This window comes from Actinomadura kijaniata NBRC 14229 (assembly GCF_001552175.1).
GTDB classification, from domain to species: domain Bacteria; phylum Actinomycetota; class Actinomycetes; order Streptosporangiales; family Streptosporangiaceae; genus Spirillospora; species Spirillospora kijaniata.
Map to the genome: position 1 here is coordinate 1 of NZ_BCQR01000178.1, position 25,430 is coordinate 25,430.

The 25,430-nt window shown below is 73.2% G+C and carries 29 protein-coding genes and 1 pseudogene; 13 read left to right on the forward strand and 17 right to left on the reverse strand.

Annotation, left to right across the window (positions count from 1 at the left end):
- Positions 1-551, forward strand: a 551-nt coding sequence (locus tag AKI01S_RS52120; RefSeq protein ID WP_067830504.1) for a SecDF P1 head subdomain-containing protein, incomplete at its 5' end; no start/stop codon positions are given.
- Here AKI01S_RS52120 and AKI01S_RS39895 read toward each other — a convergent pair.
- Together AKI01S_RS39895 and AKI01S_RS39900 are read right to left on the reverse strand one after the other, a co-directional pair.
- Positions 529-1,551, reverse strand: coding sequence for an alpha/beta hydrolase family protein (locus tag AKI01S_RS39895; RefSeq protein ID WP_245681973.1), 1,023 nt, complete (start codon positions 1,549-1,551; stop codon positions 529-531). The genes AKI01S_RS52120 and AKI01S_RS39895 overlap by 23 nt on opposite strands.
- Entirely contained in the window at positions 1,548-2,474 is a 927-nt protein-coding gene (locus tag AKI01S_RS39900) for a zinc-binding dehydrogenase (RefSeq protein WP_067830507.1), read from the reverse strand. Before AKI01S_RS39900 ends, AKI01S_RS39895 begins: the two co-directional genes overlap by 4 nt.
- Before the next feature lie 105 nt (positions 2,475-2,579).
- Here AKI01S_RS39900 and AKI01S_RS39905 point away from each other — a divergent pair, with 105 nt between their 5' ends.
- The gene (locus tag AKI01S_RS39905) at positions 2,580-3,467 is read left to right on the forward strand and encodes a LysR family transcriptional regulator (RefSeq protein WP_067830510.1); all 888 of its coding nucleotides are present in this window, start codon (positions 2,580-2,582) and stop codon (positions 3,465-3,467) included.
- A 6-nt stretch (positions 3,468-3,473) separates the two neighbouring features.
- On the opposite strand, the gene AKI01S_RS39910 is transcribed toward AKI01S_RS39905, so the two are convergent.
- The 3 genes from AKI01S_RS39910 to AKI01S_RS39920 all read right to left on the reverse strand — a co-directional run bounded on the left by AKI01S_RS39910 (position 3,474) and on the right by AKI01S_RS39920 (position 7,117).
- Entirely contained in the window at positions 3,474-3,686 is a 213-nt protein-coding gene (locus AKI01S_RS39910; RefSeq protein WP_067830512.1) for a Kazal-type serine protease inhibitor family protein, read from the reverse strand.
- 144 nt (positions 3,687-3,830) lie between these two features.
- Complete coding sequence (locus tag AKI01S_RS39915; RefSeq protein ID WP_067830515.1) at positions 3,831-4,649, reverse strand: YceI family protein; 819 nt, start codon at positions 4,647-4,649, stop codon at positions 3,831-3,833.
- An 11-nt stretch (positions 4,650-4,660) separates the two neighbouring features.
- On the reverse strand, positions 4,661-7,117 hold the full coding sequence (locus AKI01S_RS39920; protein ID WP_218010006.1) for an MFS transporter: 2,457 nt from the start codon (positions 7,115-7,117) through the stop codon (positions 4,661-4,663).
- Positions 7,118-7,247: 130 nt separating this feature from the next.
- On the opposite strand from AKI01S_RS39920, the gene AKI01S_RS39925 reads away from it, so the two are divergent.
- Positions 7,248-7,889 carry a TetR/AcrR family transcriptional regulator gene (locus tag AKI01S_RS39925; RefSeq protein WP_084000706.1) on the forward strand — a complete coding sequence of 214 codons (642 nt, stop codon included), beginning with the start codon at positions 7,248-7,250 and terminating at the stop codon, positions 7,887-7,889.
- Positions 7,890-7,917: 28 nt separating this feature from the next.
- On the opposite strand, the gene AKI01S_RS39930 is transcribed toward AKI01S_RS39925, so the two are convergent.
- Complete coding sequence (locus AKI01S_RS39930) at positions 7,918-8,217, reverse strand: hypothetical protein (RefSeq protein WP_067830517.1); 300 nt, start codon at positions 8,215-8,217, stop codon at positions 7,918-7,920.
- Positions 8,218-8,532: 315 nt separating this feature from the next.
- On the opposite strand from AKI01S_RS39930, the gene AKI01S_RS39935 reads away from it, so the two are divergent.
- Positions 8,533-11,055 (forward strand): alpha/beta fold hydrolase, encoded by a 2,523-nt coding sequence (locus AKI01S_RS39935; RefSeq protein WP_067830520.1) that lies wholly within the window; start codon positions 8,533-8,535, stop codon positions 11,053-11,055.
- A complete protein-coding gene (locus tag AKI01S_RS39940; RefSeq protein WP_067830522.1) occupies positions 11,052-11,963 on the forward strand; it encodes an ABC transporter permease in 912 nt (303 codons plus the stop codon). Before AKI01S_RS39935 ends, AKI01S_RS39940 begins: the two co-directional genes overlap by 4 nt.
- A gap of 352 nt (positions 11,964-12,315) precedes the next feature.
- Here AKI01S_RS39940 and AKI01S_RS39945 read toward each other — a convergent pair whose 3' ends face one another.
- The gene (locus AKI01S_RS39945; protein WP_067830525.1) at positions 12,316-13,539 is read right to left on the reverse strand and encodes an MFS transporter; all 1,224 of its coding nucleotides are present in this window, start codon (positions 13,537-13,539) and stop codon (positions 12,316-12,318) included.
- A 110-nt stretch (positions 13,540-13,649) separates the two neighbouring features.
- Between AKI01S_RS39945 and AKI01S_RS39950 the strand changes: the two genes are divergently transcribed.
- A complete protein-coding gene (locus AKI01S_RS39950; protein ID WP_067830527.1) occupies positions 13,650-14,171 on the forward strand; it encodes a GNAT family N-acetyltransferase in 522 nt (173 codons plus the stop codon).
- Here the strand turns inward: AKI01S_RS39950 and AKI01S_RS39955 are convergent.
- Positions 14,168-14,539: a thioesterase family protein gene (locus AKI01S_RS39955; protein WP_067830529.1), complete on the reverse strand. Its 372-nt coding sequence runs from the start codon at positions 14,537-14,539 to the stop codon at positions 14,168-14,170. The genes AKI01S_RS39950 and AKI01S_RS39955 overlap by 4 nt on opposite strands.
- Before the next feature lie 102 nt (positions 14,540-14,641).
- On the opposite strand from AKI01S_RS39955, the gene AKI01S_RS39960 reads away from it, so the two are divergent.
- Entirely contained in the window at positions 14,642-15,055 is a 414-nt protein-coding gene (locus tag AKI01S_RS39960) for an SgcJ/EcaC family oxidoreductase (protein ID WP_067830532.1), read from the forward strand.
- A gap of 2 nt (positions 15,056-15,057) precedes the next feature.
- On the opposite strand, the gene AKI01S_RS39965 is transcribed toward AKI01S_RS39960, so the two are convergent.
- Positions 15,058-15,621: a TetR family transcriptional regulator gene (locus tag AKI01S_RS39965; protein WP_067830534.1), complete on the reverse strand. Its 564-nt coding sequence runs from the start codon at positions 15,619-15,621 to the stop codon at positions 15,058-15,060.
- Positions 15,622-15,674: 53 nt separating this feature from the next.
- Between AKI01S_RS39965 and AKI01S_RS39970 the strand changes: the two genes are divergently transcribed.
- Complete coding sequence (locus tag AKI01S_RS39970; protein ID WP_067830536.1) at positions 15,675-16,544, forward strand: SDR family NAD(P)-dependent oxidoreductase; 870 nt, start codon at positions 15,675-15,677, stop codon at positions 16,542-16,544.
- Here AKI01S_RS39970 and AKI01S_RS39975 read toward each other — a convergent pair.
- The 3 genes from AKI01S_RS39975 to AKI01S_RS39985 all read right to left on the reverse strand — a co-directional run bounded on the left by AKI01S_RS39975 (position 16,519) and on the right by AKI01S_RS39985 (position 18,005).
- Positions 16,519-16,857 (reverse strand): DUF6980 family protein, encoded by a 339-nt coding sequence (locus tag AKI01S_RS39975; protein WP_067830539.1) that lies wholly within the window; start codon positions 16,855-16,857, stop codon positions 16,519-16,521. The genes AKI01S_RS39970 and AKI01S_RS39975 overlap by 26 nt on opposite strands.
- Before the next feature lie 146 nt (positions 16,858-17,003).
- Positions 17,004-17,447 carry a DUF6416 domain-containing protein gene (locus AKI01S_RS39980; RefSeq protein WP_067830541.1) on the reverse strand — a complete coding sequence of 148 codons (444 nt, stop codon included), beginning with the start codon at positions 17,445-17,447 and terminating at the stop codon, positions 17,004-17,006.
- A 192-nt stretch (positions 17,448-17,639) separates the two neighbouring features.
- Positions 17,640-18,005: a hypothetical protein gene (locus tag AKI01S_RS39985; RefSeq protein ID WP_067830543.1), complete on the reverse strand. Its 366-nt coding sequence runs from the start codon at positions 18,003-18,005 to the stop codon at positions 17,640-17,642.
- A gap of 156 nt (positions 18,006-18,161) precedes the next feature.
- On the opposite strand from AKI01S_RS39985, the gene AKI01S_RS39990 reads away from it, so the two are divergent.
- Together AKI01S_RS39990 and AKI01S_RS39995 are read left to right on the forward strand one after the other, a co-directional pair.
- On the forward strand, positions 18,162-18,761 hold the full coding sequence (locus AKI01S_RS39990) for a hypothetical protein (RefSeq protein WP_067830546.1): 600 nt from the start codon (positions 18,162-18,164) through the stop codon (positions 18,759-18,761).
- Positions 18,762-18,778: 17 nt separating this feature from the next.
- Positions 18,779-19,111, forward strand: coding sequence for a hypothetical protein (locus AKI01S_RS39995; protein ID WP_067830548.1), 333 nt, complete (start codon positions 18,779-18,781; stop codon positions 19,109-19,111).
- A 17-nt stretch (positions 19,112-19,128) separates the two neighbouring features.
- Here AKI01S_RS39995 and AKI01S_RS40000 read toward each other — a convergent pair whose 3' ends face one another.
- The 5 genes from AKI01S_RS40000 to AKI01S_RS40020 form a co-directional block, all read right to left on the reverse strand.
- Positions 19,129-19,458: an antibiotic biosynthesis monooxygenase family protein gene (locus AKI01S_RS40000; RefSeq protein ID WP_067830551.1), complete on the reverse strand. Its 330-nt coding sequence runs from the start codon at positions 19,456-19,458 to the stop codon at positions 19,129-19,131.
- Positions 19,459-19,799: 341 nt separating this feature from the next.
- Entirely contained in the window at positions 19,800-20,339 is a 540-nt protein-coding gene (locus AKI01S_RS40005; RefSeq protein WP_067830554.1) for a flavoprotein, read from the reverse strand.
- Positions 20,340-20,342: 3 nt separating this feature from the next.
- Complete coding sequence (gene msrA, locus AKI01S_RS40010) at positions 20,343-20,993, reverse strand: peptide-methionine (S)-S-oxide reductase MsrA (RefSeq protein WP_084000707.1); 651 nt, start codon at positions 20,991-20,993, stop codon at positions 20,343-20,345.
- A 77-nt stretch (positions 20,994-21,070) separates the two neighbouring features.
- The gene (locus tag AKI01S_RS40015; protein WP_067830557.1) at positions 21,071-22,156 is read right to left on the reverse strand and encodes a DUF2382 domain-containing protein; all 1,086 of its coding nucleotides are present in this window, start codon (positions 22,154-22,156) and stop codon (positions 21,071-21,073) included.
- Positions 22,157-22,253: 97 nt separating this feature from the next.
- Complete coding sequence (locus tag AKI01S_RS40020; protein WP_067830560.1) at positions 22,254-22,871, reverse strand: class I SAM-dependent DNA methyltransferase; 618 nt, start codon at positions 22,869-22,871, stop codon at positions 22,254-22,256.
- A gap of 81 nt (positions 22,872-22,952) precedes the next feature.
- Between AKI01S_RS40020 and rarD the strand changes: the two genes are divergently transcribed.
- From rarD to AKI01S_RS40035, 3 genes and pseudogenes are all read left to right on the forward strand, one after another.
- Positions 22,953-23,855 (forward strand): EamA family transporter RarD, encoded by a 903-nt coding sequence (gene rarD / locus AKI01S_RS40025; RefSeq protein ID WP_067830574.1) that lies wholly within the window; start codon positions 22,953-22,955, stop codon positions 23,853-23,855.
- Positions 23,856-23,964: 109 nt separating this feature from the next.
- Complete coding sequence (locus tag AKI01S_RS40030) at positions 23,965-24,372, forward strand: hypothetical protein (protein WP_067830563.1); 408 nt, start codon at positions 23,965-23,967, stop codon at positions 24,370-24,372.
- A gap of 424 nt (positions 24,373-24,796) precedes the next feature.
- Positions 24,797-25,430 (forward strand): annotated as a pseudogene (locus AKI01S_RS40035) (prenyltransferase/squalene oxidase repeat-containing protein); the annotation flags it as partial.

Here is a 25,430-nt window from a genome sequence, read left to right on the forward strand (position 1 = left end):
GGCGGGGCCGGGTGCGGCAGACGCGGCGGGAGGAGTCGGCGCGCGAGCACCGGGCGGCGATGCTCACCATGATCCTCACGCTCGGGCTGCTGATCGCGGCGGTCGCGGTGACCGGCGGGATGATCGCCTCGTCGATGCGGACCCGGCCGGTCACGCTGGCCGCGCCGCTGCACGTCTACCCGGTGGCGCAGACCACGCCCGGGCAGTGCCCGACCGGGACGCAGGGCATCTCCGCGCAGGCCGGGACCGGCCCGACCTGCTACCACCTCAACCAGGGCATCGCGATCCGGCAGGTCGCCGACCTGCGGGTGCAGCGGGCCCGCAGCGGCAACGGCTACGACGTGGCGGTGACGCTGCGCACCACCGACCGCAAGGCGTTCGCGCAGCTCACCCAGGCGATGGTGGGCCGCGACCTGGCGTTCGTGGTGCGCGAGCGGCTGGTCACCGCGCCGCGCGTGGAGATGCCGATCAACGACGGCAAGGTCGCCATCACCGGCCCGCAGACCCGCGCCGACGCCGACCGGATCATCAGGGAGCTGCGGGGCCGCTGAGCCCGTTCGCCAGGTGGTCGGCGGCGGCCGGGAGCCAGCGGTGGCGGACGTTGCCGACCAGGTGGTCGCCCTCGGGGACCAGCAGGTAGGAGCCGCGCGGGGCCTCGGCGGCCAGCGGCGCGCCGTTGACGACGCCGGGGATCACGTCGGTGCCGCCCTCGACGACCAGCAGCGGGACGTCGATCCCGGCGGCGGTCCCGGCGAGGTCCACGCGGCCCGCGAAGGCGCGGGCGGCGCGTTCGCCCCCGGCCCGCAGCGTCAGCGTCGCGTGCACGAACGCCGGGGCGTCGTCCCAGGTCAGGCGGTAGGGGCCGCTGACGGTGGCGGCGGCCCGCACGCGCGGTTCGCGGGCGGCGGTGACGGCCGCGTAGAACCCGCCGAGGCTGAGGCCGATCACACCGGCGTTGTCGGCGTCGACGTCGTCGCGGCCGGAGACCGCGTCGAGGGCGCGGCCGACGACCTTGTGGTAGTCGGGTTCGAGACGGCCCCCGGTGGCGAGCGCGCCCTGTCCGGGGCCGTCGATCGCCAGCACGGCGAGGCCGCGCCGCAGCAGCGCGTCGCCCACGGGCGTGAACTCCTCCTTGCTGGAGTCCATGCCGGGGACGACCACGGCGAGCGGGGCGCGTCCGGGGATGGCCGGGCGGCGCAGCCAACCGGTGAAGTCCGCGCCGGTGACGCGTTCGGCGGTGGGTTCCAGCAGGGCGAACGCCCTCTCCAGCGCCCGGTCGGCCTCGGCCTCGGCGGCGAGGGCGTCCGGGGTGGGCAGGATCGCCGCGAAGTGGAACCACAGGGCCGCCTCCCGGTAGGCGTCCCCGGCGGAGACGGGACCGGCGGCGTTCTCGGCCTCGGCCAGGCACTCGCGGGCGGTCCGCGTGAACGCGGGGGTCCACTCGTCGAGCGTGTCCAGGCGGCCGGTGACCCGCTCGTAGCGGAAGGTGTCGATTCCGGCGGCGGTGACGCGGGACCGGTTGGCGTCCCGGAAGTAGGCCAGGTCGGTCACGGGTTCCCTCCCAGGGTCAGGACGGCGTTGCCGACGACGCGGCGGTCGCGCAGGTCGGTCAGGACGTGGGCGGTGTCGACCCAGTCGGCGACGCGGCCGATCTCCGGGTGCAGGCGGCCGGAGGCGACCAGGCCGACGAGGGTCGCCAGGTCGGGGCCGTGGGGCCCGGCGGGGTCGGCGTAGTGGAAGTGCCGGATCGTCGCGCCCTCGGGTCCGGCGAAGAAGTCGAAGAAGTCGAGCGTGACCGGCTCGCGGCTGGCCTGGCCGAACCAGATCAGCGTGCCGTGCCGGGCGAGCCGGGCCAGCGCGGCGGGCAACGACCGGCCGCCGACCGACTCCAGGACGACGTCGAAGGTGCCGTTCGCGGCGGCGACGTCGGACACCACGGCCTCGGCGCCCAGTTCCATGAGCCGCCGCCCGCGTTCGGGGGTGGCGGACACGGCGGTGATCTCCGCTCCGGCGGCGGCGGCGAGTTCGACGAGGTAGTGCCCGACGCCGCCGGACGCCCCGGTGAGCAGCACGCGGCGGCCGGTCAGGGATCCGGCCGCGCGCAGCAGCCGCAGGGCGGTGAGCCCGGCCAGCGGTAGTGCCGCCGCCTCGGTGAACCCCACGTGATCGGGCAGCGGCACGACGTCGGCCGTGGCGGCCGCCGCGTACTCGGCCCAGCCGCCGCCCGGCAGGTGCGCGACGACGCGCTCCCCCTCTGCCGGGCCGGTCCCGTCGGCGGCGGCCCGCACGACGGTCCCGGCGACGTCCTTGCCGGGCAGCCAGCCGTCCGGGTCCTCCAGCTTGAACGTCTCCCCCCGGTTGACCGAGTAGGCCGCGACGCGGATGAGCGCCTGGTCCGGGGCGGGAACGGGCACGTCCCGCTCCGCGAGCGCGACGGGCTCGTGCGCCCGTCCGGTCGGTGTGAACGCCTTCATGGTCCCCTCTCCTAGTCGGGACCAGGAAAGCCGCAGGTCAGAGCGGGCGTCCAACAACCGTTCGGCCGTTTTGACACCCGCCGGTTGTCGGGCAAGGTGAACGGCGTGGAACTCGATCTGGGCCAGGTGCGGGCGTTCGTGGTGACGGCCGGGCACCTGCATTTCGGGCGGGCCGCCGGGGAGCTGTTCCTGACCCAGCAGGCGCTGTCGAAGCGGGTCGCGCGGCTGGAGGAGTCGCTGGGCGTGCGGCTGTTCGACCGGACCGGTCACGCGGTGCGGCTGACCCCGGCCGGGGAGCGGTTCCTGGAGCCCGCCCGGCGGGCGCTGGCGGCGGCGGGCGCGGCGGTGGCGGCGGCGCGGGACGAGCGGCGGCCGTTGCGGCTGGACGTGTGGGGGCACCTGTTCGACCCGATGCGGATCCTGCGGGAGGCGGTGGACCGCCGCCCCGACCTGCCGATCGAGCTGAACCTGCGGCGCGGCCCGGACGCGGCGGTGGCGGCGCTGCGCGCCGGGGAGGCCGACGCGGGCTTCGGGCGCGTGCACGGGCCGCCGCCCGACGGGCTGGCGTGCCGGGTGGTGCGGCGGGAGCCGATGGCGGCGGTGATGGGCGCGGCGCACCCGCTGGCCGGGGCCGGACGGCTGCGCCCGGCCGACCTGCGCGCGACGACGATGTGGTTCCCGGCCGCGATCGAGAAGCTGGACTTCCTGCGGGACTTCTGCGCCGAGCACGGGCTGACCGGCGAGTTCGGCGGGGTGAACCTGGGGTTGCCCTACTTCCTGGAGTGGTTGCGCGACCACCCGGACCGGGTGTCGCTGCTGCCCGCCGCGCTGCCGGTCCCCGGCGACGCGGGCGTGCGGGTCGTCCCGCTGGTGGATCCGGTCCCGCTGTACGAGTGGTCGCTGCTGTGGCGGTCCGGCGACCGGGACCCGGCGCTGGGCGGCCTGCTGGCGGAGCTCCAGCGGGCCGCCCGCGCCGACGGGCGGCCGGAGTGATCCGGATCAGCCGCGCAGGGAGACCGGGCCGACGGGCTTGGCCCCGGCGCACTTCGCCTCGCACGCGTTGGAGTAGACCTTGCCGTCGCTGCCGATGACGGGGGCGTACTCCTTGGTGCAGACGCACGTGTCGGGGCAGGTGGCGGCGGTGGCCGTGCCGGTCAGGGCGGGGGTGGCGAGCGCGCCCAGCAGGGCGGCGAGGGCGAGGGTCCGTTTCATGGCGACGCTCCCGGTCGAGGACTGTACGTAGTCAATGAGTAGCAGTTGGTGACCGAACTGGCAGGGCGTTCCGGAAATCCGTCCGGACACGCGAACGCGCCGCGTCCTCGGGCGGGGTGAGGACGCGGCGCGGCGCGGGCGCGGTCAGGCTCCGGGGAGGGTCTCCCCCTGGACCGCCTGGATCTCCAGTTCGACCCGCAGGCTCTCCCCGACCGCGGAGATCCCGGCCTCCAGGATCTGGTTGTACCTGATGGCGAAGTCCCGGCGGTGCAGCTCGGCGGTGGCGCGGAACGCCGCGCGGACCCCGCCCCACGGGTCCGGGCCCGTGCCCAGGTAGGCCAGGTCCAGGTCCACCGGGCGGGTGACGCCGTTGAGGGTCAGGCGGCCGTGGACCGTCCAGCGTCCGGGGCCGCGCGCGGTCAGGCCGTCGCCCGCGTACTCGATCACCGGGTGCTCGGCGACGTTGAGGAAGTCGGGCGAACGCAGGTGGTCGTCGCGCATGGCGTTGCCGGTGTCGATCGACCCGGCGTCGATGCGGGCGACGACGCCGGACCGTTCCACCGGCTCGGCGATCCGGAGCCGTCCCCCGAACGACCCGAACCGGCCCCGTACGCTCGACAGGCCGAGGTGCTGGGCGACCGCGCCGACGCTGGAGTGCGCCGGGTCGATGGTCCAGGGTCCGGGCGGGGGCAGCTCCGCGCCGCCCGCGCGGGCCAGCACGGTGTCGCCGAGGTCGGCGGCGCCCGAGCCGGTCACCATCAGCGTGCGGGCGGCGGGCTGGTACCCGACCGCCGTGACGATCGCCGTGTAGGTCCCGGCGGGCAGCGGGCCGCCGCGCCAGAGGCCGTTCGCGTCGGCCTGGACGCGGGCGACCTGCCGTCCCGCCAGGTCGGTGACGGTCACGATCGCCTGCGGCACCGACCAGCCGTCCCTGGTCCGCGCCCTTCCGCGCAGCCCTTCCATGTCTCCCCCCGTCACTCGTCCGGGTGGCCGAGCACCAGGTCGTTGCCGTCGCTGTCGCCGTCCGTCAGGGACAGGGCGGCGGCGACCGGCGGGTAGCCGGTGGCGGTGACCGTGTACTGGCCGCCGGTCAGGTCGCCGAACGCATACTCGCCGTCGGGGCCGGTGACCGTGGCGGCGACCACGTTCCCGGCCGCGTCGATCAGCGTGACGCGCGCGTCGGCGACCGCCTGCCCGGCTCTGTTGCGGATGACGCCGCGCACCTTCGCGCCGGGCGGCAGCTCCACGTCCTGGCGGATCTGGCCGTTGCCGGGGATCTCGACCGGCAGCGCGGCCGGGCGGAACGCGGGGGCGCTGACGGCGAGCGTGTAGGCCCCGGCGGTGACGTCCTTGACCAGGTAGGTCCCGTCGGAGCCGGTGCGGACGGTGCCGACGACCTCGCCGCGCACGTCGGTGACCACGACCATCGCGCCCTCGATCGGGGTTCCGCCCGGGGCGTGGACGACGCCGGCGAGGCCGCCGTTGTCGGCCAGCAGCAGGTCGAAGTCGACCGGCCGGTCCCCGACGACCAGCGTCGCGGCCTGCGGTTCGTGCTCGCCCGTCGCGGCGATCAGCACGTAGGTGCCGGGGCCGGGCGTGGCCAGCGTGTAGCCGCCGTCCTCGCGGGTGAGGGCGCGGCCGAGCTGGTGCCCGCCGACGTCGATCAGCGTGAGCGCGGCGCCCGCGACCGGGGTGCCGTCGCCGCTGGTGACGTGGCCGCTGATCGGCGCGCCGCCCTGCGGGATCGCCGACGGCCCGGCCGGGACGGGCGCGACCGTCGCGGTCGTGGTCACGGCGGTGGCGGGCCGCGGCTCCGCGCCGCGGCTGTGCTTGCCCGCCGGTGCCGGGCCGTCGGCGGCGGCGCGGGCCCCGCGCAGCGGCAGCTCCTTCACGAACAGCATGACCAGGAACGCCGCGACCGCGACCGGGATGCCGACCATGAACACGGTCTCCAGCGCGCTGGTGAACCCGTTGAGGATGATGCCCTTGAGCGGCTCGGGCAGGTCGTGGATCGCCTCGGGGGTGCCGAGCGACAGCTCGCCGTCGCCCTGGGGCCGGATGTGCGCCGCGGCCATGCCCTCGGCGACCTCGTCCTTGAGCCGGTTGTTGAGGATCGCGCCGAACGCGGCCACGCCGATCGCGCTGCCGAGGTTCCGGAAGAAGGAGACGCCGGAGGTGATGGCGGCCAGGTCCGTCAGGTCGGCGGAGTTCTGCGCGGCCAGGATGAGGATCTGCATCACCAGGCCGAGGCCGAAGCCCAGCACGGCGACGTCCACGCCGATGACGGCCTTGCTGGAGTCCACGTGCAGCTGCGACAGCAGGTACATGGCCCCGGCGACGAACAGCAGCCCGACGACCGGGTAGATCTTCCAGCGTCCGGTGCGGGTGACGAGCTGGCCCGAGACGGTGGAGGTGACGAACATCCCCAGCACCATCGGCAGGGTCATCAGGCCCGAGGCGGTCGGGCTCATTCCCTTGACGATCTGCAGGTACTGCGGCAGGTAGATCATCGAGCCGAACAGCACCACGCCGACCAGCAGCGAGGCGATCGAGGTCAGCACGAACGTCGGGTTGCGGAACAGCCGCGGCGGCAGGATCGGGTCCTTGGCGAGCCGCTCGGCGAGCACCGACAGCGCCAGCAGCACGACCGCGCCCGCCGACAGCCCGTAGGTCCAGGGGGAGTTCCACTCGAACTCCTTGTCGCCCAGGGTCAGCACCAGCATCAGCAGCGCCGCCGCGCCGGTGATGGTGAACGCGCCGAACAGGTCGAGGCTGGTGTTCCGCTTGATCTTCGGGAGCTTCAGCACCTTCTGGATGACCGCGAACGCGACCACGGCGAGCGGGATGCAGACGTAGAAGCACCAGCGCCAGCCGAGGCCGTCGGCGTCCACGATGAACCCGCCGAGCAGCGGGCCCGCGACCGTCGCGACGCCGAACACGGCGCCCATGTAGCCGGAGTAGCGGCCGCGCTCGCGGGGCGGCACCACGTCGCCGAGGATGACCTGGGCGAGCGCCGACAGGCCGCCGACGCCGAGGCCCTGCACGGCGCGGGCCGCGATGAGCTCGCCCATGTTCTGCGACAGTCCCGCGCCGACCGAGGCCAGCACGAAGATGAGCAGCGCGCTCTGGAACATGAGCTTGCGGCCGAAGATGTCCGACAGCTTCCCCCACAGCGGGGTCGAGGCCGTCATCGTGAGCATGGTGGCCGCCGCCACCCAGGACAGCTGGTCCTGGCCGCCGAGGTCTCCCACGATCGTCGGCAGCGCGGTGCCGACCACCGACGTGGAGATCATGGCGGTCAGCATCGCCATCATCAGGCCGGAGAGGATCTCCAGGATCTGCCGGTGCGTGTAGTGCACCGCCGGGGCCGCCGGCCCGGGTCCTCCCGTCCCGCCCGGCTTCCCGCCCGTCACCACGCTGGGTTGTGCCACTGAGCCCCCATGTCTCGCCCCATCAATTACCTGTGTTTTGCATATATCCTATGTAGACATCCGTTTACTTGCAACCCACAGGTATTTCGGGCGGCACCCGCGACGGGAAGGGCATGGCACGATCGTGCGCGTGGAGACATCGGTCGGGACGGGCGCCAGGGCGGACGCGGGCGCTGACGGGGACACGGATCCGGCCGCCACGGGGACCGGGCCGCCGCCGCGACCGCGCCGCGACCGGGAGGCGACCCGGCGGCGGCTGCTGGAGGCGGCGCGGGACCTGTTCGGCGAGCACGGCTACGACGGCGTGAGCGTCCGGATGATCGCCGCGGCCGCCGACGCCAACGTCGCGCTGGTCAACCGCTACTTCGGCACCAAGGCCGCGCTGTTCGCGGAGGTCCTGGCCGGCGAGTCGGCCATGCGGAGGGTGATCGAGGACACGGCGGGGCCGCCGCTGCCCCGGCGGCTGGCCGAGCACGTCGTCCGGCAGGTCCACGGCCCGCCCCTGCCGCTGCCGCGCATGCTGGACCGCTCGGTGGGCAACCCCGAGGTGAGCGCCATCCTGGGCGAGCACATGGAGAGGGTGCTGGTCGAGCCGCTCGCCGCCCAGCTGCCCGGCCGGGACGCCCGCGCCCGCGCCACCCTCGCCGCGCTGGTCGTCATGGGCGGCGGGCCGGTGCGGCGGCTGCTGGGGCTGGCCGACCTGCGTTCGGCCGACCCCGAGGACCTCACCTGCCGCCTCACCGCGATGCTGGAGGCGGCCCTGCGCCCGTGACCGGCGGGGCGGAGCCTCCCTGGGAGCCTCAGGCGGGCCGGGTCCGGCGCGGGCGCCGCGCGGAGAGCCAGCGGGCGTACTCCCGCGCCCACTCCATCCGCCGCCGCGCCTCGGCGAAGTCCCACCCGCCGTCGGCGACCCGCTCCATGCAGCCGCCCACCCCGCCGTGCCGGCGCGCCGCCGCGCGGATCTCGGCCAGCGCCCCGGGGAACGCGGGCCGCGCCCCGGTCGGCAGGTCGCTGGCGAACAGCACGGCCGACAGCGCCGCCACCACCGGGTCGCGCTCGTCGGCGAGGGAGGCGCCCGGGTTCGCGTCGGTGCGGTCCATGACATCGATGCTCCGCCCACGACGGCCGCCGGACCTCCCCCGGGGATCGGACTTTTCCGCTCCTTCCTCCGGCGGGCGGGGCCCCGCCCCTCCCCCGCGAGGAGGACGCCGCCGGGCGGCGGTCCACGAAGTTATCCACATCCATGTGGATAAACCGGCCGCGCCGGGCTCCTCCGAACGGGTGAGGGGCCGCGGCGCGGCGGCCGGGTACTCCGTCCGGCGGATGCGGAGCGGGCGGCGTACCGCGCCGGGCGCAGCCGTGATCCTCGCCGGGACGGAAGAAACCGCGACTTCCCGCCACATAGGCTGATCCGCATGAGGGTGGGGGGAGCGCGAAAGCTCCGAGAGAGGTGGGACGCGGCGGGCCGGGCCACCCGGTGGACGGCCGCGGGCGGAGCGCTCGCCGTGCTGGCCGCCGGGGGCGTCGCCTGGGGCGCCGCGGCCGACGGGAAACCGCCGGTGAGCGCCGTCCAGCAGCGGATCGAGGTCGTGGACGGGCCGAAGGACGACCAGCGGGTCACGCTGGACACCACGTTCTTCCGGCCGGTCGGGCGCGACAGGGCCCCGGCGGTGCTGCTCGGGCACGGTTTCGGCGGGTCCAAGGACGACGTCCGGAGCGAGGCCGAGGAGCTGGCGCGGGCCGGGTACGCGGTGCTGACCTGGTCGGCGCGCGGGTTCGGGCGCAGCGGCGGCGAGATCGCGCTGAACTCGCCGGACTACGAGGTCAAGGACGTCCGGCAGCTCGTCGACTGGGTCGCCAAGCGGCCCGAGGTGCGGCTCGACGGGCCCGGTGACCCCCGCGTCGGGATGGCCGGGGAGTCCTACGGCGGGGCCATCGCGCTGATGACCGCCGCGCACGACCGGCGGATCGACGCCATCGCCCCGCAGATCACCTGGAACAGCCTGCCGGACGCGCTGTTCCCGAACGCGACCGGCGAGGGCCCGGACAAGGGCGTGTTCAAGAAGCTGTGGGCCGGGCTCTTCTTCACCGACGGGGCCGGGAAGACCGCCTGCGGGCGGTTCCTGCCGTCGCTGTGCGACATGTACCAGGAGATCGCCGAGAAGGGGCGGGCCACGCCCGACGCGGTCGAGACCCTGCGCAGGTCGAGCCCGGCGACGTTCGCCGACCGGATCCGCGTGCCCACGCTCATCGTGCAGGGGCAGTCGGACTCGCTGTTCCCGCTGGACCACGGCGACGCCAACGCCCGCGCCATCGCCCGCAACGGCGCCCCCGTCTCGGTCGTCTGGCACCAGGGCGGCCACGACGGCGGCGACAGCGAGACCACCCGCGTCCGGGGCCTGGTGCGGTCGTTCTTCGACCGGCGGCTCGACGGGAAGGGCGGCGGCGACCCGGCGTTCACCGTGACCCGCGCGGGCGGCATCGACTCCTCCACCCAGGCGGTGAACATCGAGGCCGCCACCGCCGGACGCTACCCGGGGCTCGGCCACCGGCCCCGCACCCTCCCGCTCACCGGCGCGGAGCAGACGATCCACAACCCGGCGGGCGGATCCCCCGCGTCGATCTCCGCGCTGCCCGGGCTCGGCGCGCTGGGCAACCTCGGCGACCTCGGCGGCGGCTCGCTGGGCGAGGGGCTGCCGGTGGACATGCCGGGGCAGGCCGCGACGTTCGACACCGCGCCGCTGACCGAGCCGCTGCGGATCACCGGCGCGGCCACCGTGAAGATCAAGGTGACGGGCCGGGGCGAGATCCCGCTGTTCGCCAAGCTGTACGACGTGGGGCCGGGGCCGCGCGGCCAGGGGTCGCCCGCCCGCCGCATCGCCGCGCCGCTGCGCGTCGACCGGGCCGACGGAGGCCGCGAGGTCACCGTCACGCTGCCCGCCATGGACTACCGCTTCGACGCCGGGCACCGGCTGCGGCTGGTGCTGACCACGACCGACATGGGCTTCGCGACCCCACCGCGGCCCGCCTCCTACAAGGTCGCGGCGGTGTCGGGGCTGACCGTGCCGACCGTTCCGGAGCTGCGGACGCAGGCCGCGCCGCTGCCCGCGTGGGTGTGGGCGCTGCCGGGCGTCGCGCTGGTCGTCGCCGCCGCCCTGGTGCTGACCGGGCGGGGACGGCGTGGGCGGTCCGCCGACGCGTTCGACCCGGAGCTGGCCGGCGTCCCGCTCCAGATCACCGGGCTCACCAAGGCCTACTCCAACGGCTACCGAGCGGTGTCGGACCTGTCGCTGCGCGTCGAGAAGGGCCAGGTCCTGGGCCTGCTCGGACCGAACGGCGCGGGCAAGACCACCACCCTGCGGATGCTGATGGGCCTGATCCTGCCCGACGAGGGCGAGATCCGGATCTTCGGGCACCGGGTCACGCCGGGCGCGCCGGTGCTGTCGCGGCTGGGGTCGTTCGTGGAGGGACCGGGCTTCCTGCCGCACCTGTCGGGGCGCGACAACCTCGACCTGTACTGGCGCGCGATCGGCCGCCGCCCGGACGAGGCGCACCTGGAGGAGGCCCTGGAGATCGCCGCGCTGGGCGCGGCGCTGGACCGCCCGGTGCGCACCTACTCCCAGGGCATGCGGCAGCGCCTGGCGATCGCGCAGGCCATGCTGGGCCTGCCCGACCTGCTGGTCCTCGACGAACCCACCAACGGGCTCGACCCGCCCCAGATCCGCGAGATGCGGGAGGTGCTGGTCCGGTACGCCGCGACGGGCCGCACGGTGATCGTCTCCAGCCACATGCTGGCGGAGGTCGAGCAGTCCTGCACGCACGCGGTCGTCATGTCGCGCGGCCACCAGGTCGCCAGCGGCCCGGTCGCCGAGATCACCGGCGCCGGGCGGCGGCTGGAGGACGCCTTCCTGGAGATCATCGGAGAGGGGACGCCATGAGCACGGGGCTCACCACGGAGGCCGCCCTCAACGGCGACCGCCCCCGGCCGCCGCGCGAGCCGCGCGCCGACGGCGGCGCGGCGGGCTACGACGTCGGCCGCACGCTGCCGCTGCGGGTCGAGGCGATCCGGCAGTTCCGGCGGCGGCGCACGCTGGTGGCGTTCGCGATCCTGCTGCTGCTCCCGTGGGTGCTGGTGGCCGCGTTCAAGATCGGCGGCGATCCGGAGCCGGACGGGTTCCCGAGCCTGGTGGACGTGGCGACGTCGGGCGCGATGAACTTCGCGCTGTTCGCGCTGTTCGTCTCCACGGGGTTCCTGCTGGTGGTGGCGGTGGCGCTGTTCTGCGGCGACACCGTCGCCAGCGAGGCCGGATGGTCGTCGCTGCGGTACCTGCTGGCCGCGCCCGTCCCCCGCGCCCGGCTGCTGCGGCAGAAGCTGGTCGTGGCGCTCGGCTACGCGGTGGTCGCGGTGGTCAGCCTGCCGCTGATGTCGCTGCTGGCGGGCACGGTCGCGTTCGGCTGGGACGATGTGCGGCTGCCGACCGGCGGCGAGGTCGAGGTCGGCACCGCCCTCGGCCGGATGGGCATCGTCATCGGGTACGCGCTGGTCAGCCAGCTGGTCGTGGCGGCGCTGGCGTTCCTGCTGTCGGTCACCACCGACTCGCCGCTGGGCGCGGTCGGCGGCGCGGTCGGCCTGGTGATCGTCTCCAACATCCTCGACGCGGTCACCGCGCTCGGCTCCTGGCGCGACTTCCTGCCGACGCACTGGATGTACTCGTGGATGGACGCGCTCCAGCCGCAGATCCAGTGGACCGGCATGGCCAAGGGCACGGCGATCTCGGTGGCGTACGCGCTGGTGCTGTTCGCGCTGGCGTTCCGCCGCTTCCAGGCGCGGGACGTGGTCTCCTGATCGCGGGAGACCGCCGGCGCGGCCACCGCCGGTGCCGTCACCGCCACCCAAAGTGAGTCGTCATCCCGAAAAACGGTCGAACGGGCCGAGGATGTCGCATAAGCTCAGCGAACCTCGCGCTCGGCGGACACGTCGAACGTAAAAGAGCCCGACATCGCTCGCTCTCCGGGTTTGAGGACCCGGTCCGACGGGGGAGATGATCACACATGGCACGGCAGCAGCTCATCAAGCGCCCGAGACCACCGCGTCAACCGAGCCCGATCGACCTCCGGACGCCGTCCGGCCGAGTCCTGCCGTACTAGACCGACCGACTTCCGGACGGGGCCTGCCCACGGGCGGGCCCCGTCGCGTTTCAGGCCCGGACGGGTTCGGGCGCCTCGGCCGCCCGCCCGGCCCGCCGCCCGACGGCCACCACCGCCAGCGCCCCGCACGCGCCCACGACCGCGAACGCGTAGAAGCCCCACGGGTAGGCCAGCCCCGCCGACAGCAGCATCCCGCCCACCATCGGCCCGACGATGGCCCCGATCCGCCCGAGCCCGGCGACGCCGCCCATGGCCGTCGCCCGGCTGACGGCCGGGTAGGCGCGCACCACGTAGGCGTACACCAGCACCTGGGCGCTGAAGACGAAGCACCCGGCGAGGAACACGGCCGCGTACAGCCCCACGGTGGGCAGCCGGACGCTCAGCAGCGCCAGGAAGACCGCGGCCCCGGCGAACCAGCCGATCCCCGAGACCCGGACGCCGAACCGGTCGGCCACCTGGCCCGCGACGACGAGGCCGACGATGGCGCCGACGTTCAGCGTCAGCAGCAGCCCGAGCGCCGCGCCCAGCGGGTACCCGGCCTGCCGCATGATCTCCGGCAGCCAGGTGTTGAGCCCGTAGACCAGCAGCAGGCCCATGAACGACGCCACCCAGAACGCCAGCGTCGCCCGCAGCATCCCGCCCTGGAACAGCGTGCGGACCGCCACGCCCTTCTCGGTCCGCCGGCCCTCCAGGAACGAGGTGGACTCGGGCAGGTAGCGGAACATCAGCGGCAGCAGCACCAGCGCGGGCGCGGCCCCGATCACGAACATGGCCTTCCAGCCGAGGTCCGGGATGACGACGATGCCGAGCAGCGCGGTGGCGACGGCCCCCACGTGGTACCCGGTCATGATCATGGTGGTGGCGCGACCGCTGCGGCCGTCCGCCGCGTGCTCGCCGACCAGGGTGAGCGCGGTCGGCATGCAGCCGCCGAGGCCGAGCCCCGCCAGGAAGCGCAGCGCCCCGAACGTCTCCGCCGACGGCGCGACCGCGCACAGCGCCGTGAACACCGAGAACATCGCCACCGAGATCATCAGCGCCCGGCGCCGCCCGATCAGGTCGGTGACCGACCCGATCACCAGCGCGCCCAGCAGCATCCCGACGAGCCCCACGGTGGTGACCACCGACGCGGTCCCCGGCGTCAGCCCCCACACGTGCTCGCGCAGCAGCACGGGCAGCACGGTGCCCAGCACCACGACGTCGAAGCCGTCCAGCAGCACCGCCGCCCAGCACAGCGGCAGCGCCCACGCTCGGGCGGGAGAGGGTCGCAACGGCATGGGCGGCCTCCAGTGGTCCAGGTCACGTCACCGACGGTGCCCTATGGTGGACCGCCTGGCCGGATCCGGACCGCCGCCGGTTCCGTTCACCGGAAAAGAACGGACAAAGAATGCATAACTCCCCCAAACAGTCCGGTACGGCGACCCTGACGACCCCCCGCCTGCTGCTCCGCCCGCTCACCGGGGACGACTTCGGCGACCACGCCGCGATGCTGGCCGACCCCGAGGTCGCCGACGGCCTGGCCGAACCGGTCGCCGACCCCTGGCGCAGCCTGGCGACGTTCATCGGGCACCGGGAGATCCGCGGCTACTCGCACTGGGCGCTGGAGGAGAGGGGGACGGGCGCGTTCGTGGGCCGCGCGGGCCCCTGGCGGCCGCACGGCTTCCCCGGCCTGGGCGTCGGCTGGTGCCTGGCCCGCGCCCACTGGGGCAAGGGCTACGCCTCCGAGGCCGCCCGCGCCGCCCTGGCGTACTGCTTCGAGACCCTGGACGCCCCGGAGGTCGTCTCGCTGATCCTGCCGGGCAACGCGAGCTCGGCGGCGGTCGCGGAGCGCATCGGCCACCGCCACCTGCGCGACACCACCTACCGGGGCCGCCGGGTCCACGTCTACGGCCAGCGGCGCCCTGGCTAGAGGCGCCCGAGGAACCTCTCGCGCTCGACGACGACCCGCTCGATCCGGCCGTCGCCGACGTTCACCCCGTGCTCGTCGACGCCGGACACGGAGAACACCACCCGCCGCCCGTCCACCTCGACGATCTCGGCGGTGACGGTGACGCGCGTCCCGACGGCGCTCGCCGCCCGGTGCGCGATCTCGACCCGGGTCCCCACGGAGGTCCGCCCCTCCCCGAGCCGCCCGGCGAGCGCCTCGACGGTCGCGGCCTCCGCGAGCGCGACCAGCCGGGGCGTTCCCAGCACGGGGACGTCCCCGCTCCCCAGCGCCCGGGCGGTGTCCGCCTCCCCGACGACGGTGGAAACCACACCCCGCGAACCGATCTCCATGCCCCCAATCTAGGGGGACGCCCGGACACGGCCCCAGTCAGCCGACGGATTCCCGCGGCCCGCGGCGTCCCTAGCGTGAGGGATGTCGAAAAGGAGATCGAAATGTCCCAGCGCCCCACCGCCTACACCGCCTCTGTCAACGACAAGGACGCCGCGCAGATCAGGGAGCTGATCGCCACGATCGAGACCGGGTTCAACGCCAAGGACCCGATGGTCCTCGACGGGGGCTTCACCGCCGACGCCGTGGTGACCGTTCCCGACGGAACCGTCATCCGCGGCTGGGACGCCCTGTTCGCCTACCACACCGGGCGCCTGGCCAACGCGGCCGCCGACTGGCGGATCGCCGTCGCGGTGACCGAGATCAGGCCCCTGACCCCCGACCTGGCGGTCGTCCTGTTCGAGCAGCGCATGACGACGCCGGACCGCACGTTCGCCAACCACGGCACCGCCGTGGTGACCCGGCGGGACGGCGCCTGGTGGATCGCGGCCCTCCACAACACCAACGTCGCGGAGTGACCTCAGCGGGCGGGGCGCAGTTCGGCGAAGGCGCGGTCCACCAGGGCCAGCCGGTCCGCGCCGTCCGAACCCGCCCACGCCCGCGACGCGCACTCCAGCGCCGCCCCCGCCGCCGCCGTCAGCAGGTCGGCGGTGAACGGCTCCACCCCGCGCTCCACCAGCGCGTCCGCGACGAGCCGCCGCGTCTCCTCGCGCCTGGCGTGGAACCGGGCGCGCAGCGCCGGGGTCGCCTCGATCAGCCTCAGGCTCTCCAGCGCCCGCTGCTCGGCGTCGATCCGCTCCGCCCAGCCCCGCAGCACCGCGTGCAGGCAGGACCAGGGGTCCTCCGCCGGGGGGCGGGCGGCCAGCTCCGCCACGATCCGCTCCCCCATCAGGTCCACCCCGCCGAGGACGACGTCCTCCTTGGCCGGGAAGTACCGGAAGAAGCTCCGCTTGGACATCCCGGCCTCGCGGGCGATGTCGTCGACGGTCGTCTCCTCGAAGCCGCGCTCGGCGAACAGCCGCAGCGCCACCTCGGTGAGCTCGGCCCGCACCGCCTGCCTGGCCCGTTCCCGCAACCCTGTCATGCCCGCATCCTACACCCGTTGACAAATCTGTCACCGAGTGACACGTTCGGGATATGGATCTCAGCAACCGGACGGTGCTCATCACCGGCGGCACAGGGGGCATCGGGAAGGAGACCGCGCGCGGCCTGGCCCGGCTCGGCGCGCGCGTGCTCATCGTCGGCCGCGACCCCGGGCGGGCCCGCTCCGCCGCCGAACTCGCCGACGACACCGGGAACCCGCGGATCGAGGCGTTCACCGCCGACGTGACCTCACTGGACGACCTGCACGCCCTCGCCGCCCGCCCGACCGGCCCGATCGACGTCCTGGTCAACAACGCCGGCGCCATGACCGCGCGGCGCGAGACCACCGCCGACGGCGTGGAGCGGATGTTCGCCGCCCACGTCCTGGCCCCGTTCGTCCTCACGCACCTGCTGCTGGACCGCATGCCGCCCGGCGCCCGCGTCGTCAACGTCACCGGCGGCATCCCCGGCGGCCCGATCGACCCGGCCGACCTCCAGGCCGAGCGGCGCTTCCTGGGCTGGACGTTCAGCCAGTACAACCACACCAAGACGGCCCTGATGGCGATGAGCCACCGCCTCGCCGAACGCCTGCGCCCGCACGGCGTCCGCGTGAACGTCGTCTACCCCGGCCACGGCCACACCCCGATGAACCGGGCGGTGACCGTCCGCGCGTTCCCCTACGCCTACCGGCCCGTCGCGCCCCTGGTGAAGCTGCTGGCCCCGGTCCTGTTCGGCGACCTGGCCAGGCCCGCCCGGTCCAGCGTCCATCTGGCCGCCTCCCCCGAGGTGGCCGACACGACCGGGACCTACTTCGGCCAGGACCGCCGCCCGCGCCCCTGGCCGCGGAGCGTCCTGGACGAACGCGCCCGCGACGCCGTCTGGGCGCTGTGCGAGCGGCTCAGCGGTTGCCGTTCGACGGTATGACCGACCTGCGCCAGGCGTCGGTCTCGAACTCGGGCGGGACCTCGTCCTTCCACAGGTCGATGCCGCGGCTCTCCAGGGCGGCGAACCACGCGGCGCGCTGGGACGGTGGCAGCTTCGCGCCGCACCACGGGCAGAAGCGGATCCGGCTCACCGAGCTCGACCCGTCATGGATGATCAGGCCGTACTCGTCGAACTTGGCGCTGTAGTAGACCAGCGCGTCCGGGCAGGTGAACCGGTCGGGGTGATGCTCGCACTCGTGTTCCACCTGCTCGGCCATGAGCTCGCAGCAGAACCGCACCGAGTCCTCCGTCATGCCCACTCCCCTCCTCCGATCGGCTCGGCCGGGCGCCGTGGCCCGCTCACCATCGTTTCGGGAGCGTATCCCGGAGATCATCGGCACACGCCGTAAGGATCGACATTTGTCCGTACCGTCATCCACGGACCGCGGACCGGCCAGGGTCACCCGTTCCGGTCGCGCACTCGCCCGAACAGGCCGGCGACCTCGTCGGTCATCCAGTACATGACGGGCGCCCCGTCATCCCCGTGCTCCCAGTACCAGCAGTAATGGCGGCCGACGGCGGCACAGTGCCGCCCCGGCCACCCCAGCACGCCGGCGATGCCGTGCCGCCCCTTCTCGATGTGCAGCATCCGCGCCAGCTCATCACCGGTGAACCTGCGCTCCGGTTCGTCGATCAGGACCGAGAACAGGGTCTTGGCCGTGCCACTGAACTTCTCCCAGACCTCTTCGGCGAGGTCCACGTCCGCGGCGGTCCACTCGGCCAGCTCCCGACCGCCTGAACCTTCGGCCTCCTCCCGAGCCTCCGGCCCCGCCAACCAGCGCGCGTACATGGCATAGAACTCCGCCAGCCGCTCCTCGGGCACCTTCACGGTGACGTCCATCATCCCGACCTCCTCCTGGAAGAAAGCTGAGATGCCTGGAACAACCTCGTTAGCACCTTCTTAGATATCTCCGAGAGGCGCTCATGTTGCGATCCGACGCAGCCCACCGGGCCACGATTCCGCACGTCACGAGAGGGAACGCGTCCCCCACGCCCTGGGCGGAGAGGCCACGGCAGGCTCCGCCGGTGGCGGCCGTTACCAGCCAGGGGATATCTCACCCCTGTCGTCCCCGTTTCCGGTCAGGTGCCGCTGGCGTTCCTCACCTGTGTCGAAGTACCTGGTGACGTAGTCGTCGGCCGCGAGGTCGCTCCCGCGCACCAACGAGAAGACCTCCGCGCCTTCGATGATCGACTCGTCCCCTCCGATGAAGTACGCCTGGGCGAGCTCCAGGTACCGCCCGTCACATGCCGTCGCGTAGTCGCGGGCCTCGGCCTCGGCCCTGGCGATGGCCTCGTCGAAGGACGCCGCACGCCAGACCGTGACGTTCTCCTCGTACAGTCGCCCGTCCTCGCGCGGCCAGCGGAAGACACAGCGAACCCCGTACCAACCTCGTCCGTCCATCTGCGGAGGCTACGACGACCGGGCGGGACCGTCGGCGCCCTCGGAAAATTGACGGGACCCTAACGCCTCCCCACCGTCGTGGTCCTCGGTTTTCGGGCAGAGTCGTTATGGATCTTGAACCGATCCGGAACCCCTCGACGAACGGTGGAAGCAACTGTGATCAATCGAGTCCGTACCGCGCTCCCGGCCCTGGCGGCCGGCGGTGCCCTCACCGCCACGCTGCTCGGCGCGGTGTCGTCCCCCGCCCAGGCCGCCCCGGCCGCGCGCCCCGGTGACAGCGGCGGCGAGTTCTTCACCATCCCCGCGGGCCAGAGCCGGGAGTCCTACCTTCGGGATCTCCGCGAGCGCCTCGACCGGGTCCACATCGCCACCCCCGGCAACAAGAAGTGCACCGGCGACTGGGACCACCCGGTCGCCAAGGTCAACTTCCAGCGGGCCAGGGGCGGGACGCTCATGTGGTCCTTCTGGCTGAGCAAGAGGAGCAAGGCCAGGTTCCGGCCCTCGGTGACCACCTCGATGCCGTACGCGTGGGTGAACGACAAGGCCATCAACCCGCCCTACCGCGCGCACTCCGAGTCGGTGACCTACAACTTCCACGGCAGCATGAACAAGTACCAGGTCAAGGGCGGCGGGAAGCGCACGATCAAGACCAACGACAAGGTCACGTTCTACTGGGTGATCGTGAGCAACCGCGACCCGCGCAAGGGCGCCTACCGCTACCTGACCTGCAAGGTCGGTCCCAAGGGCAGCCACTGATCGAAAAGGAGCCGACGATGCGGGTGCTGAACGGCCGCTACGAGCTGACCGTGCGCGGCCTCACCCGGTCGGCCGACGCGCTCGAACTGTCCTACCGGATCACCCCGCCGCTGCCCGGCGGGGACGATCCGGGACCGCCCGTCATGCTGGCCGTCGAGGCACTCGACGACCTGGGCAACCACTACCTGGACGGCGGCGGCGCGTACGGCCCCGAACCCGGCGGCGAGGCCACCAAAGGAACGATCTCCGTCCAGCCGGGCCCACCCCACGAGGCCCGCTCGGTCACCCTCACCCTCACGTTCCTGAGCGGCCCCGAGGAGTCCACGCACAAGCTGCGGCTACCGCTCTAGGCGCCGAACGCTCGCTCTCAACCGGCCGCGGCGCCGCGAAACCCGTACTCGCGCTCGACCCGAGCGACACGGATGTCGTACGAGAGGTAGTAACGCTCGCGCCCGGCGCGCATCGCGACCTGGTGTTCAGGGTGCAGGCGCCACCCCTTGAGGGACTCCTCGTCGGCCCAGTAGATGACGACCCGTTCCTCGTTCCCCTCACCGGGCAGTGATTCGCGCCCCAGGTAGCCGGGCTGCTCCTCGGACAGCTCCACCATCCTGTCGTTCAACTCGTCGTAGCCATCGAGGTCGTCGGAGAGCGTGGAGGTGATGTAGACGGCGATGTAGGGGGGCTCGGGCAGCGCCATGGCAACTCCTGTAAGGACCGTTAGCGGCTCATGCTACTGAAATCCAGACGCGTTGCGTAGAGCGAACGACGCCCGGCAGCGGGGGCACCGCGTCGTCCGTACTCACTCGGCGAGGGCCACCTCCACCGGGCAGGACAGGGCGTAGCCGCGTCGAGGCGCACCTGGGCCCGCCGTCCGATCGATCGGGGACCGAGCCATTCAGCGTCGAGGTTCTCGGCACGCCGGAGCGCGAGCTTCGCGTTTCCGAACGACACGGCCTCGCCCTCAGCTCGTCGCGGTTCCGGGACGCGAAGGTGGTGGAACCCCAGGGGTGCGACCGCTGCCAGGGCAGGCACGGACGGTCAGGCGTCCCGCTTCGTCGCGTCTCGTGCCCTGGGAACGACGATGCTGGTCAGCTCTGTGAGGATCTCTTCCCAGCCCGGCATTCGGGCGTCCGGGTCGAACAGTACGTGGACGCCCATGGCGCGGAGGGTGGCCAGGTTCGCCTTGAACGCCGCATGGCTGGCCAGTTCGGCTTTGACCTGTGGGACCGCCAGGGTGGGGACTCCCATGCCGGTCAGCTCGCACAGCATGCCGACGGCGACCGTGTCCGTGATGCCCAGCGCCCACTTGTTGATCGTGTTGAAGGTGACCGGTGCCGCCACCACCGCGTCGGCGGGCGGCAGGCCGTTCGAGGTCTCGTGCGGCAGCCGGAAGTCGGTCCGGACGGGCCCGCCGGTCAGGGCCGCGAGCCGGTCGACGTCCAGGAATCCGGCCCCCATCGGGGTCGCGATCACCCGGACGTGCCAGCCCGCGACCTGCGCCAACTTCACGAAGGTCACCAACCCGGCCGCCGCCGGGGCCCCGCACGCGATCGCGTAGAGGACCTTCGCCGCGGTCATGGGCTATTCGGCGGGGGCCACGCCGACCGGGCAGGACAGGCCCGTGCCGCCCAGGCCGCAGTAGCCGTTGGGGACCTTGTGCAGGTACTGCTGGTGGTAGTCCTCGGCGAAGTAGAAGTCCGTCGCCGGGGTGATCTGGGTGGTGATCTTGCCGTGGCCGGCGGCGGTCAGGACCTTCTGGTAGGCGTCGCGGGACGCCTCGGCCAGCTTCCGCTGGGCCTCGTCGCGGGTGAAGATCGCCGAACGGTACTGGGTGCCGACGTCGTTGCCCTGGCGCATGCCCTGGGTGGGGTCGTGGGCCTCCCAGAAGACGCGCAGCAGGGTCTCGTAGGAGACCTCGGCCGGGTCGTAGACGATGCGGACGGTCTCGGTGTGACCGGTCAGGCCGCCGCAGACCTCTTCGTAGGTGGGGTTCGGGGTGTACCCGCCCTCGTAGCCCACCGCGGTGGAGACGACGCCGGGGGTCTGCCAGAACTTGCGCTCGGCGCCCCAGAAGCAGCCGAGCGCGAACTCCGCGACCTCGACGCCGTCGGGGTAGGGCGGCGCCAGCGGGCCGCCGAGGACCTCGTGCCGGGGCGGGACGGGCATGGGCTCGTCACGGCCGGGCAGCGCCTTGTCGGGTGAGACCATCTCGGTCTTCGCGAATCCGAACACACTTGCAGGCTATGCGCCGCGCGCCCGGATGGCACATGCGCGGCCCCCGGCGGGCACGCCGGGGGCCGGAACCCCGTTCACCGAGCGGTCCGTCCATCGGCGCGGGCCCGTTCCTGGGCGGGCTGCACCGGGATGTCGACCTTCTCGACCTCGATGCGCTCCTTGGCGAGGGTCTCGCGGACGGTCTGCCGCTTCTCGGCCTTCTTGCGGCGCAGCACGACGCGCTCCACCGGAACGGCCACCTTGGTCACGACGAGCCGTTCGCGGTACAGGATGAGCTCCTGCTCGTCCTCGCCCATCGCGTGCTGCTCGGCCTTGCCGCCCTCGATGGGCTGGCGGACGATGTCGTAGTCGTCGGCCAGCACCGCGACCGTCTGGTCGTGCTCCTGGCGCTCGACGACGCGCCGGATCTTGACGCGGGCGGCCTCCTCGACGCGCTTGTCGACGCTGAGCCGCTCCTCGTAGCGGGTCAGTTCGACCTCGTTCCCGTCCTGCTCCCCGGCCGTCGGCTTCTCCGGGGCGGGCTGTCGGACCTGCCCCCGGTTCTCGGCCCGCATGTTCTCGGCCCGCGTGTCCTCGGGCCGCATCTTCTCCGTGCGGGCGTTTTCGGGGCGTGGCGTGCCGCCCGTGGCGGTCGTGCCGTCGCCCGTCGGGGACGGGCGGGGCTCTTCCGTCTTCCACTGGCGCTGGCCGGCGACGGGCCTGTCCGCCTTCGGCGTCGGGGGTGTCGCCGTCGGGCGTTCCGTGGCCATGGGCCGGGCCTGCGGCGGGGGCGTGCCGTCCGCCGTGGCCTTCGCCTCGGTCATCCGGTGCTTCTCGAACGACGCGGGGGGCGGCGATCCCGGCAGCGTGCCGTGCGGGCCCCGGTGGTAGTGGCGGGCCAGGGCCTCCTCGTCGGCGGTGGTCAGGCCCTCCTCCAGATCGACGTCGGGACTGGAACGCACCATCTCCCGGTCCAGCGGCACGGAGATCTCCTCCTCGGTGGTGCGGGCCCCGGCATAGGGAACGAGGCGCTCGCGCATCCCGAACAGGCCGTAGCGGATCACCAGCCACTCGGGGGCCTCGGAGTTCTCGGCGTGCACCACGCGGGTCACGGTGCCGAGCTCCTCTCCGTCGCTGCCGACCAGGCGTCTGCCGACAAGATGGTGCTCGCGGGTTGTCATGGCGTTTCCTCCCCCTGGAATCGCACGATTTCAGGAGGTCACTACCCGTGACCGGTTGGACGCAAGCAGTGCCCGAGGCCATTTTTGGGGGATTTTGTCAGCGGTGGGCCAGCAGGTAGGCGCGGGTCGTCTCGGCCTCGCCGGGGTAGGGCGGGCGTTCGACGTAGGCGTCCAGGGTGAAGCCCGCGTCCTCCAGGGCGGTCTCCAGCTCGGCGCGCGGATAGAACTGGAAGTCCAGGTTGACCGGGCGGTCCCACCAGCGGTCCAGGTGGCGGACCTCGTCGCCCAGGTGGAAGCCCAGCAGCAGCGAGCCCGACGGCCGCAGGACGCGGTGGAACTCGGCGAACGCCGCCGGCACCTCCGCCGGGGACAGATGGATGATCGAGTAGAACGCCGCGATCCCGCCCCACGCCCGGTCGGGAACGTGCAGCGCCCGCATGTCCCCCACGTGGAAGCCGATCCCCGGATGGGCGGCGGCGGCGATCTCCACCATGCGCGGCGACAGGTCCACGCCCAGCGTCGCCGCGCCCCGCTCGTGCAGGTGGCGGGCCACCTGGCCGGGGCCGCAGCCGAGGTCGGCGATCGGGCCGAGGGTTCCCACCCGGTCGGCCAGCAGGTCCAGCAGGGCGCGGTCCAGCGGTTTGCCCGCCAGCTCGTCCAGCATCCGTTCGGCGTAGACGTCGGCCACCTCGTCGTAGCTGTCGCGCGCGCTCATCCTCGCCCCCCGGTCAGCAGCGTGGCCCACTTTGAGTGATTACGCCCTGGTAGCGTGATGTTCGTGGTGGACCGTCGTGGGATGGTATTCGGCTTTGCCGCGTACGTGCTCTGGGGCCTGTTCCCCCTGTACTGGCCGTTGCTGAAGCCGGCGGGGGCGGTGGAGATCCTCGCGCACCGGATCATGTGGTCGCTGCTCGCCGTGCTGGCGATCCTGGCGGCCCTGCGCAACTGGCGGTGGATCCGGGCGCTGACCCCGCGGCGGCTGGCGCTGCTGACGGTCGCGGCGGTGGTCATCACCGTCAACTGGGGCACCTACATCTACGCGGTCAACTCCGGGCACACGATCGAGGGCTCGCTGGGCTACTTCATCAACCCGCTGATCAGCGTGCTGTTCGGTGTGGTGATCTTCCGGGAGCGGCTGCGCCCCTGGCAGTGGGCGGCGGTGGGGCTCGGCACGGCCGCGGTGGGCGTGCTGACCGTCGACTACGGGCGGCCGCCGTGGATCGCGCTGGTGCTGGCGTTCTCGTTCGGCGTCTACGGGCTGCTGAAGAAGTTCGCGAACATGCCCTCGGCGGAGAGCCTGGCGGTCGAGACGGCCGTGCTGTTCGTGCCCGCGCTCGGGTTCGCGCTGATGCTGGAGGGCGGCGGCGAGGCGGCGTTCGGGCACTCGGGCGTCGGGCACGCGGTGCTGCTGGCCGGGGCCGGAGTGGTGACGGCGATCCCGCTGATGCTGTTCAACGCGGCGGCGGTGCGCCTCCCGCTCAGCGTGATCGGGATGCTCCAGTACCTGGCGCCGGTGCTGCAGTTCCTGATCGGGCTGCTGGTGCAGCACGAGGCGATGCCCGCCAGCCGGTGGATCGGGTTCGGGCTGGTGTGGGTCGCGCTGGCGATGCTGACGCTGGACGGGCTGCGCGCCTCCCACCGGGCCCGCCGGACGACCCCGGAGCGCGTCCCGCCGGTCACGGAGGGAAGTTCCGTCTAGTTTCAGGCAACCTTCAGGGTTTTCCCGACATCTCTAGAGTGAAGCACCTTGAACCGTTACAGTGCCGAGCATCACACTCACCCCGCCACTCTTCACTCCGGGAGTCCCCTTGCGCCTGTTGAGCATCACCGCGTTGGGAGCGGCCCTCGTCGCGACGGGCCTGGCCTCGACGGTGGCGAGCGAGGCGACGGCCGCCGCGGGCGGACGCGTCACGGTCACCCCGAGCGTCGCGGCGGCCGGACAGCGGGTGGAGCTGCGGGTGCCGAACTGCTCGGTCGGCCCGAAGCGGCACTGGGCGCGGTCGAAGGCGTTCACCTCGGACGTGACGCTGGGCGGCAAGGGCGACGCGGGCGTGGGCACCGCCACCCTGAAGCGGAAGCTGACCGCCGGGACCTACAAGGTCACCGCGTACTGCGGCGGCCGGACGGCGACCGGCAAGATCCGGGTGGTCGGGAAGGGCGCGTGGCCGAGCCTGCTGCCGTCCCCGCTCGGCCCGCCGGCCTCGCCCGCCCCCTGACCTGCGCCCCGACTTTCACGATCATGAGCGTCCGCCCGTTCACCGGGCGGACGTTTCGCATTAATTGCGCCATCATTTTCTGGCGGTAAGGCATCTCGGGGGCCGGGACATTTGCCGACTGTGACGATTGTCACAGTTGAAGTATGAAATACACGGTGACCTCGCGCTTGATAGCGCTTTTTCAGCGTGCCACACTGCCGCTCGTCTCCGACAACCCCTAATAGGGACAAATAGAACAGAGAGCCGACGGACTCCGCCGGCCGGATCGACACGCCCAGACCCCGCGAAAGGGCACCAGGAATGACTGTTGACGTCGGCACGGCACCTCCGCGCAAGACCGTCGCCCCCGCCGCGCGCCGCACCCCACACGGACGGACCGCATGAGCCTGCCCGGTCCGCGGGCCGTCGAGCACCGGGGGCCGCTGTGACCGTCCTCACCGAGGACCTGGTGCTCGACACCGTCGCGAACGCGCTGGTCGACGAGCTGGTCACCCTGCCCTGGGGCCAGGAGACGCCGTCGGTGTACGAGACCGGACGGCTGACGTCGCTGGCCCCGTGGCTGACCGGGCACGCCGAACGGCTGCGGTTCCTGCTGGAGACCCAGGGCCCCGACGGGCTCTGGCCCGCGCCCGCTCCCGGCTACGCGCTGGCCCCGTCGCTGAGCGCGGTCGAGGCGGTCCTGAACGTCCTGCGCTCCGGCGCCACCGGCGGCGTGGCCCGCACCGCCCTGACCGGGTGCGCCGCGCGCGGCCTGCGGGCGCTCGCCGACCTGCTGCCCGGTCTGGTGCACATCCCCGACATGCCCGCGATCGAGCACATCACCCCGATGCTGGTCGCCCGGATCAACGAGCATCTGGCCGCGTTCCCCGAGCCGGCCGCCGCGCCGCTGGCCCCGCCGCCGGGGATGACCGGCGCGATGCTGCCCGTCGTGGCCGACCTGCTGGGGCACGGCGCGGAACCGCCCGCCAAGCTGCTGCACGCCCTGGAGATCGGCGGTCCGGCGGCGCGCGGCGCGATCGCGGTGCGCCCGGTGCCGTGCGGGCCGGGCCCCGGCGCGG

What these genes read in the sequence shown, in the direction of transcription:
- AKI01S_RS39900 (WP_067830507.1), bottom strand. Translation starts at nt 2,474, where the DNA reads ATGAAGGCGTTCACACCGACCGGACGGGCGCACGAGCCCGTCGCGCTC.
- AKI01S_RS39910 (WP_067830512.1), bottom strand. Translation starts at nt 3,686, where the DNA reads ATGAAACGGACCCTCGCCCTCGCCGCCCTGCTGGGCGCGCTCGCCACC.
- AKI01S_RS39915 (WP_067830515.1), bottom strand. Translation starts at nt 4,649, where the DNA reads ATGGAAGGGCTGCGCGGAAGGGCGCGGACCAGGGACGGCTGGTCGGTG.
- AKI01S_RS39930 (WP_067830517.1), bottom strand. Translation starts at nt 8,217, where the DNA reads ATGGACCGCACCGACGCGAACCCGGGCGCCTCCCTCGCCGACGAGCGC.
- AKI01S_RS39935 (WP_067830520.1), top strand. Translation starts at nt 8,533, where the DNA reads ATGAGGGTGGGGGGAGCGCGAAAGCTCCGAGAGAGGTGGGACGCGGCG.
- AKI01S_RS39940 (WP_067830522.1), top strand. Translation starts at nt 11,052, where the DNA reads ATGAGCACGGGGCTCACCACGGAGGCCGCCCTCAACGGCGACCGCCCC.
- AKI01S_RS39945 (WP_067830525.1), bottom strand. Translation starts at nt 13,539, where the DNA reads ATGCCGTTGCGACCCTCTCCCGCCCGAGCGTGGGCGCTGCCGCTGTGC.
- AKI01S_RS39950 (WP_067830527.1), top strand. Translation starts at nt 13,650, where the DNA reads ATGCATAACTCCCCCAAACAGTCCGGTACGGCGACCCTGACGACCCCC.
- AKI01S_RS39955 (WP_067830529.1), bottom strand. Translation starts at nt 14,539, where the DNA reads ATGGAGATCGGTTCGCGGGGTGTGGTTTCCACCGTCGTCGGGGAGGCG.
- AKI01S_RS39960 (WP_067830532.1), top strand. Translation starts at nt 14,642, where the DNA reads ATGTCCCAGCGCCCCACCGCCTACACCGCCTCTGTCAACGACAAGGAC.
- AKI01S_RS39965 (WP_067830534.1), bottom strand. Translation starts at nt 15,621, where the DNA reads ATGACAGGGTTGCGGGAACGGGCCAGGCAGGCGGTGCGGGCCGAGCTC.
- AKI01S_RS39970 (WP_067830536.1), top strand. Translation starts at nt 15,675, where the DNA reads ATGGATCTCAGCAACCGGACGGTGCTCATCACCGGCGGCACAGGGGGC.
- AKI01S_RS39975 (WP_067830539.1), bottom strand. Translation starts at nt 16,857, where the DNA reads ATGACGGAGGACTCGGTGCGGTTCTGCTGCGAGCTCATGGCCGAGCAG.
- AKI01S_RS39980 (WP_067830541.1), bottom strand. Translation starts at nt 17,447, where the DNA reads ATGATGGACGTCACCGTGAAGGTGCCCGAGGAGCGGCTGGCGGAGTTC.
- AKI01S_RS39985 (WP_067830543.1), bottom strand. Translation starts at nt 18,005, where the DNA reads ATGGACGGACGAGGTTGGTACGGGGTTCGCTGTGTCTTCCGCTGGCCG.
- AKI01S_RS39995 (WP_067830548.1), top strand. Translation starts at nt 18,779, where the DNA reads ATGCGGGTGCTGAACGGCCGCTACGAGCTGACCGTGCGCGGCCTCACC.
- AKI01S_RS40000 (WP_067830551.1), bottom strand. Translation starts at nt 19,458, where the DNA reads ATGGCGCTGCCCGAGCCCCCCTACATCGCCGTCTACATCACCTCCACG.
- AKI01S_RS40005 (WP_067830554.1), bottom strand. Translation starts at nt 20,339, where the DNA reads ATGACCGCGGCGAAGGTCCTCTACGCGATCGCGTGCGGGGCCCCGGCG.
- AKI01S_RS40015 (WP_067830557.1), bottom strand. Translation starts at nt 22,156, where the DNA reads ATGACAACCCGCGAGCACCATCTTGTCGGCAGACGCCTGGTCGGCAGC.
- AKI01S_RS40020 (WP_067830560.1), bottom strand. Translation starts at nt 22,871, where the DNA reads ATGAGCGCGCGCGACAGCTACGACGAGGTGGCCGACGTCTACGCCGAA.
- rarD (WP_067830574.1), top strand. Translation starts at nt 22,953, where the DNA reads ATGGTATTCGGCTTTGCCGCGTACGTGCTCTGGGGCCTGTTCCCCCTG.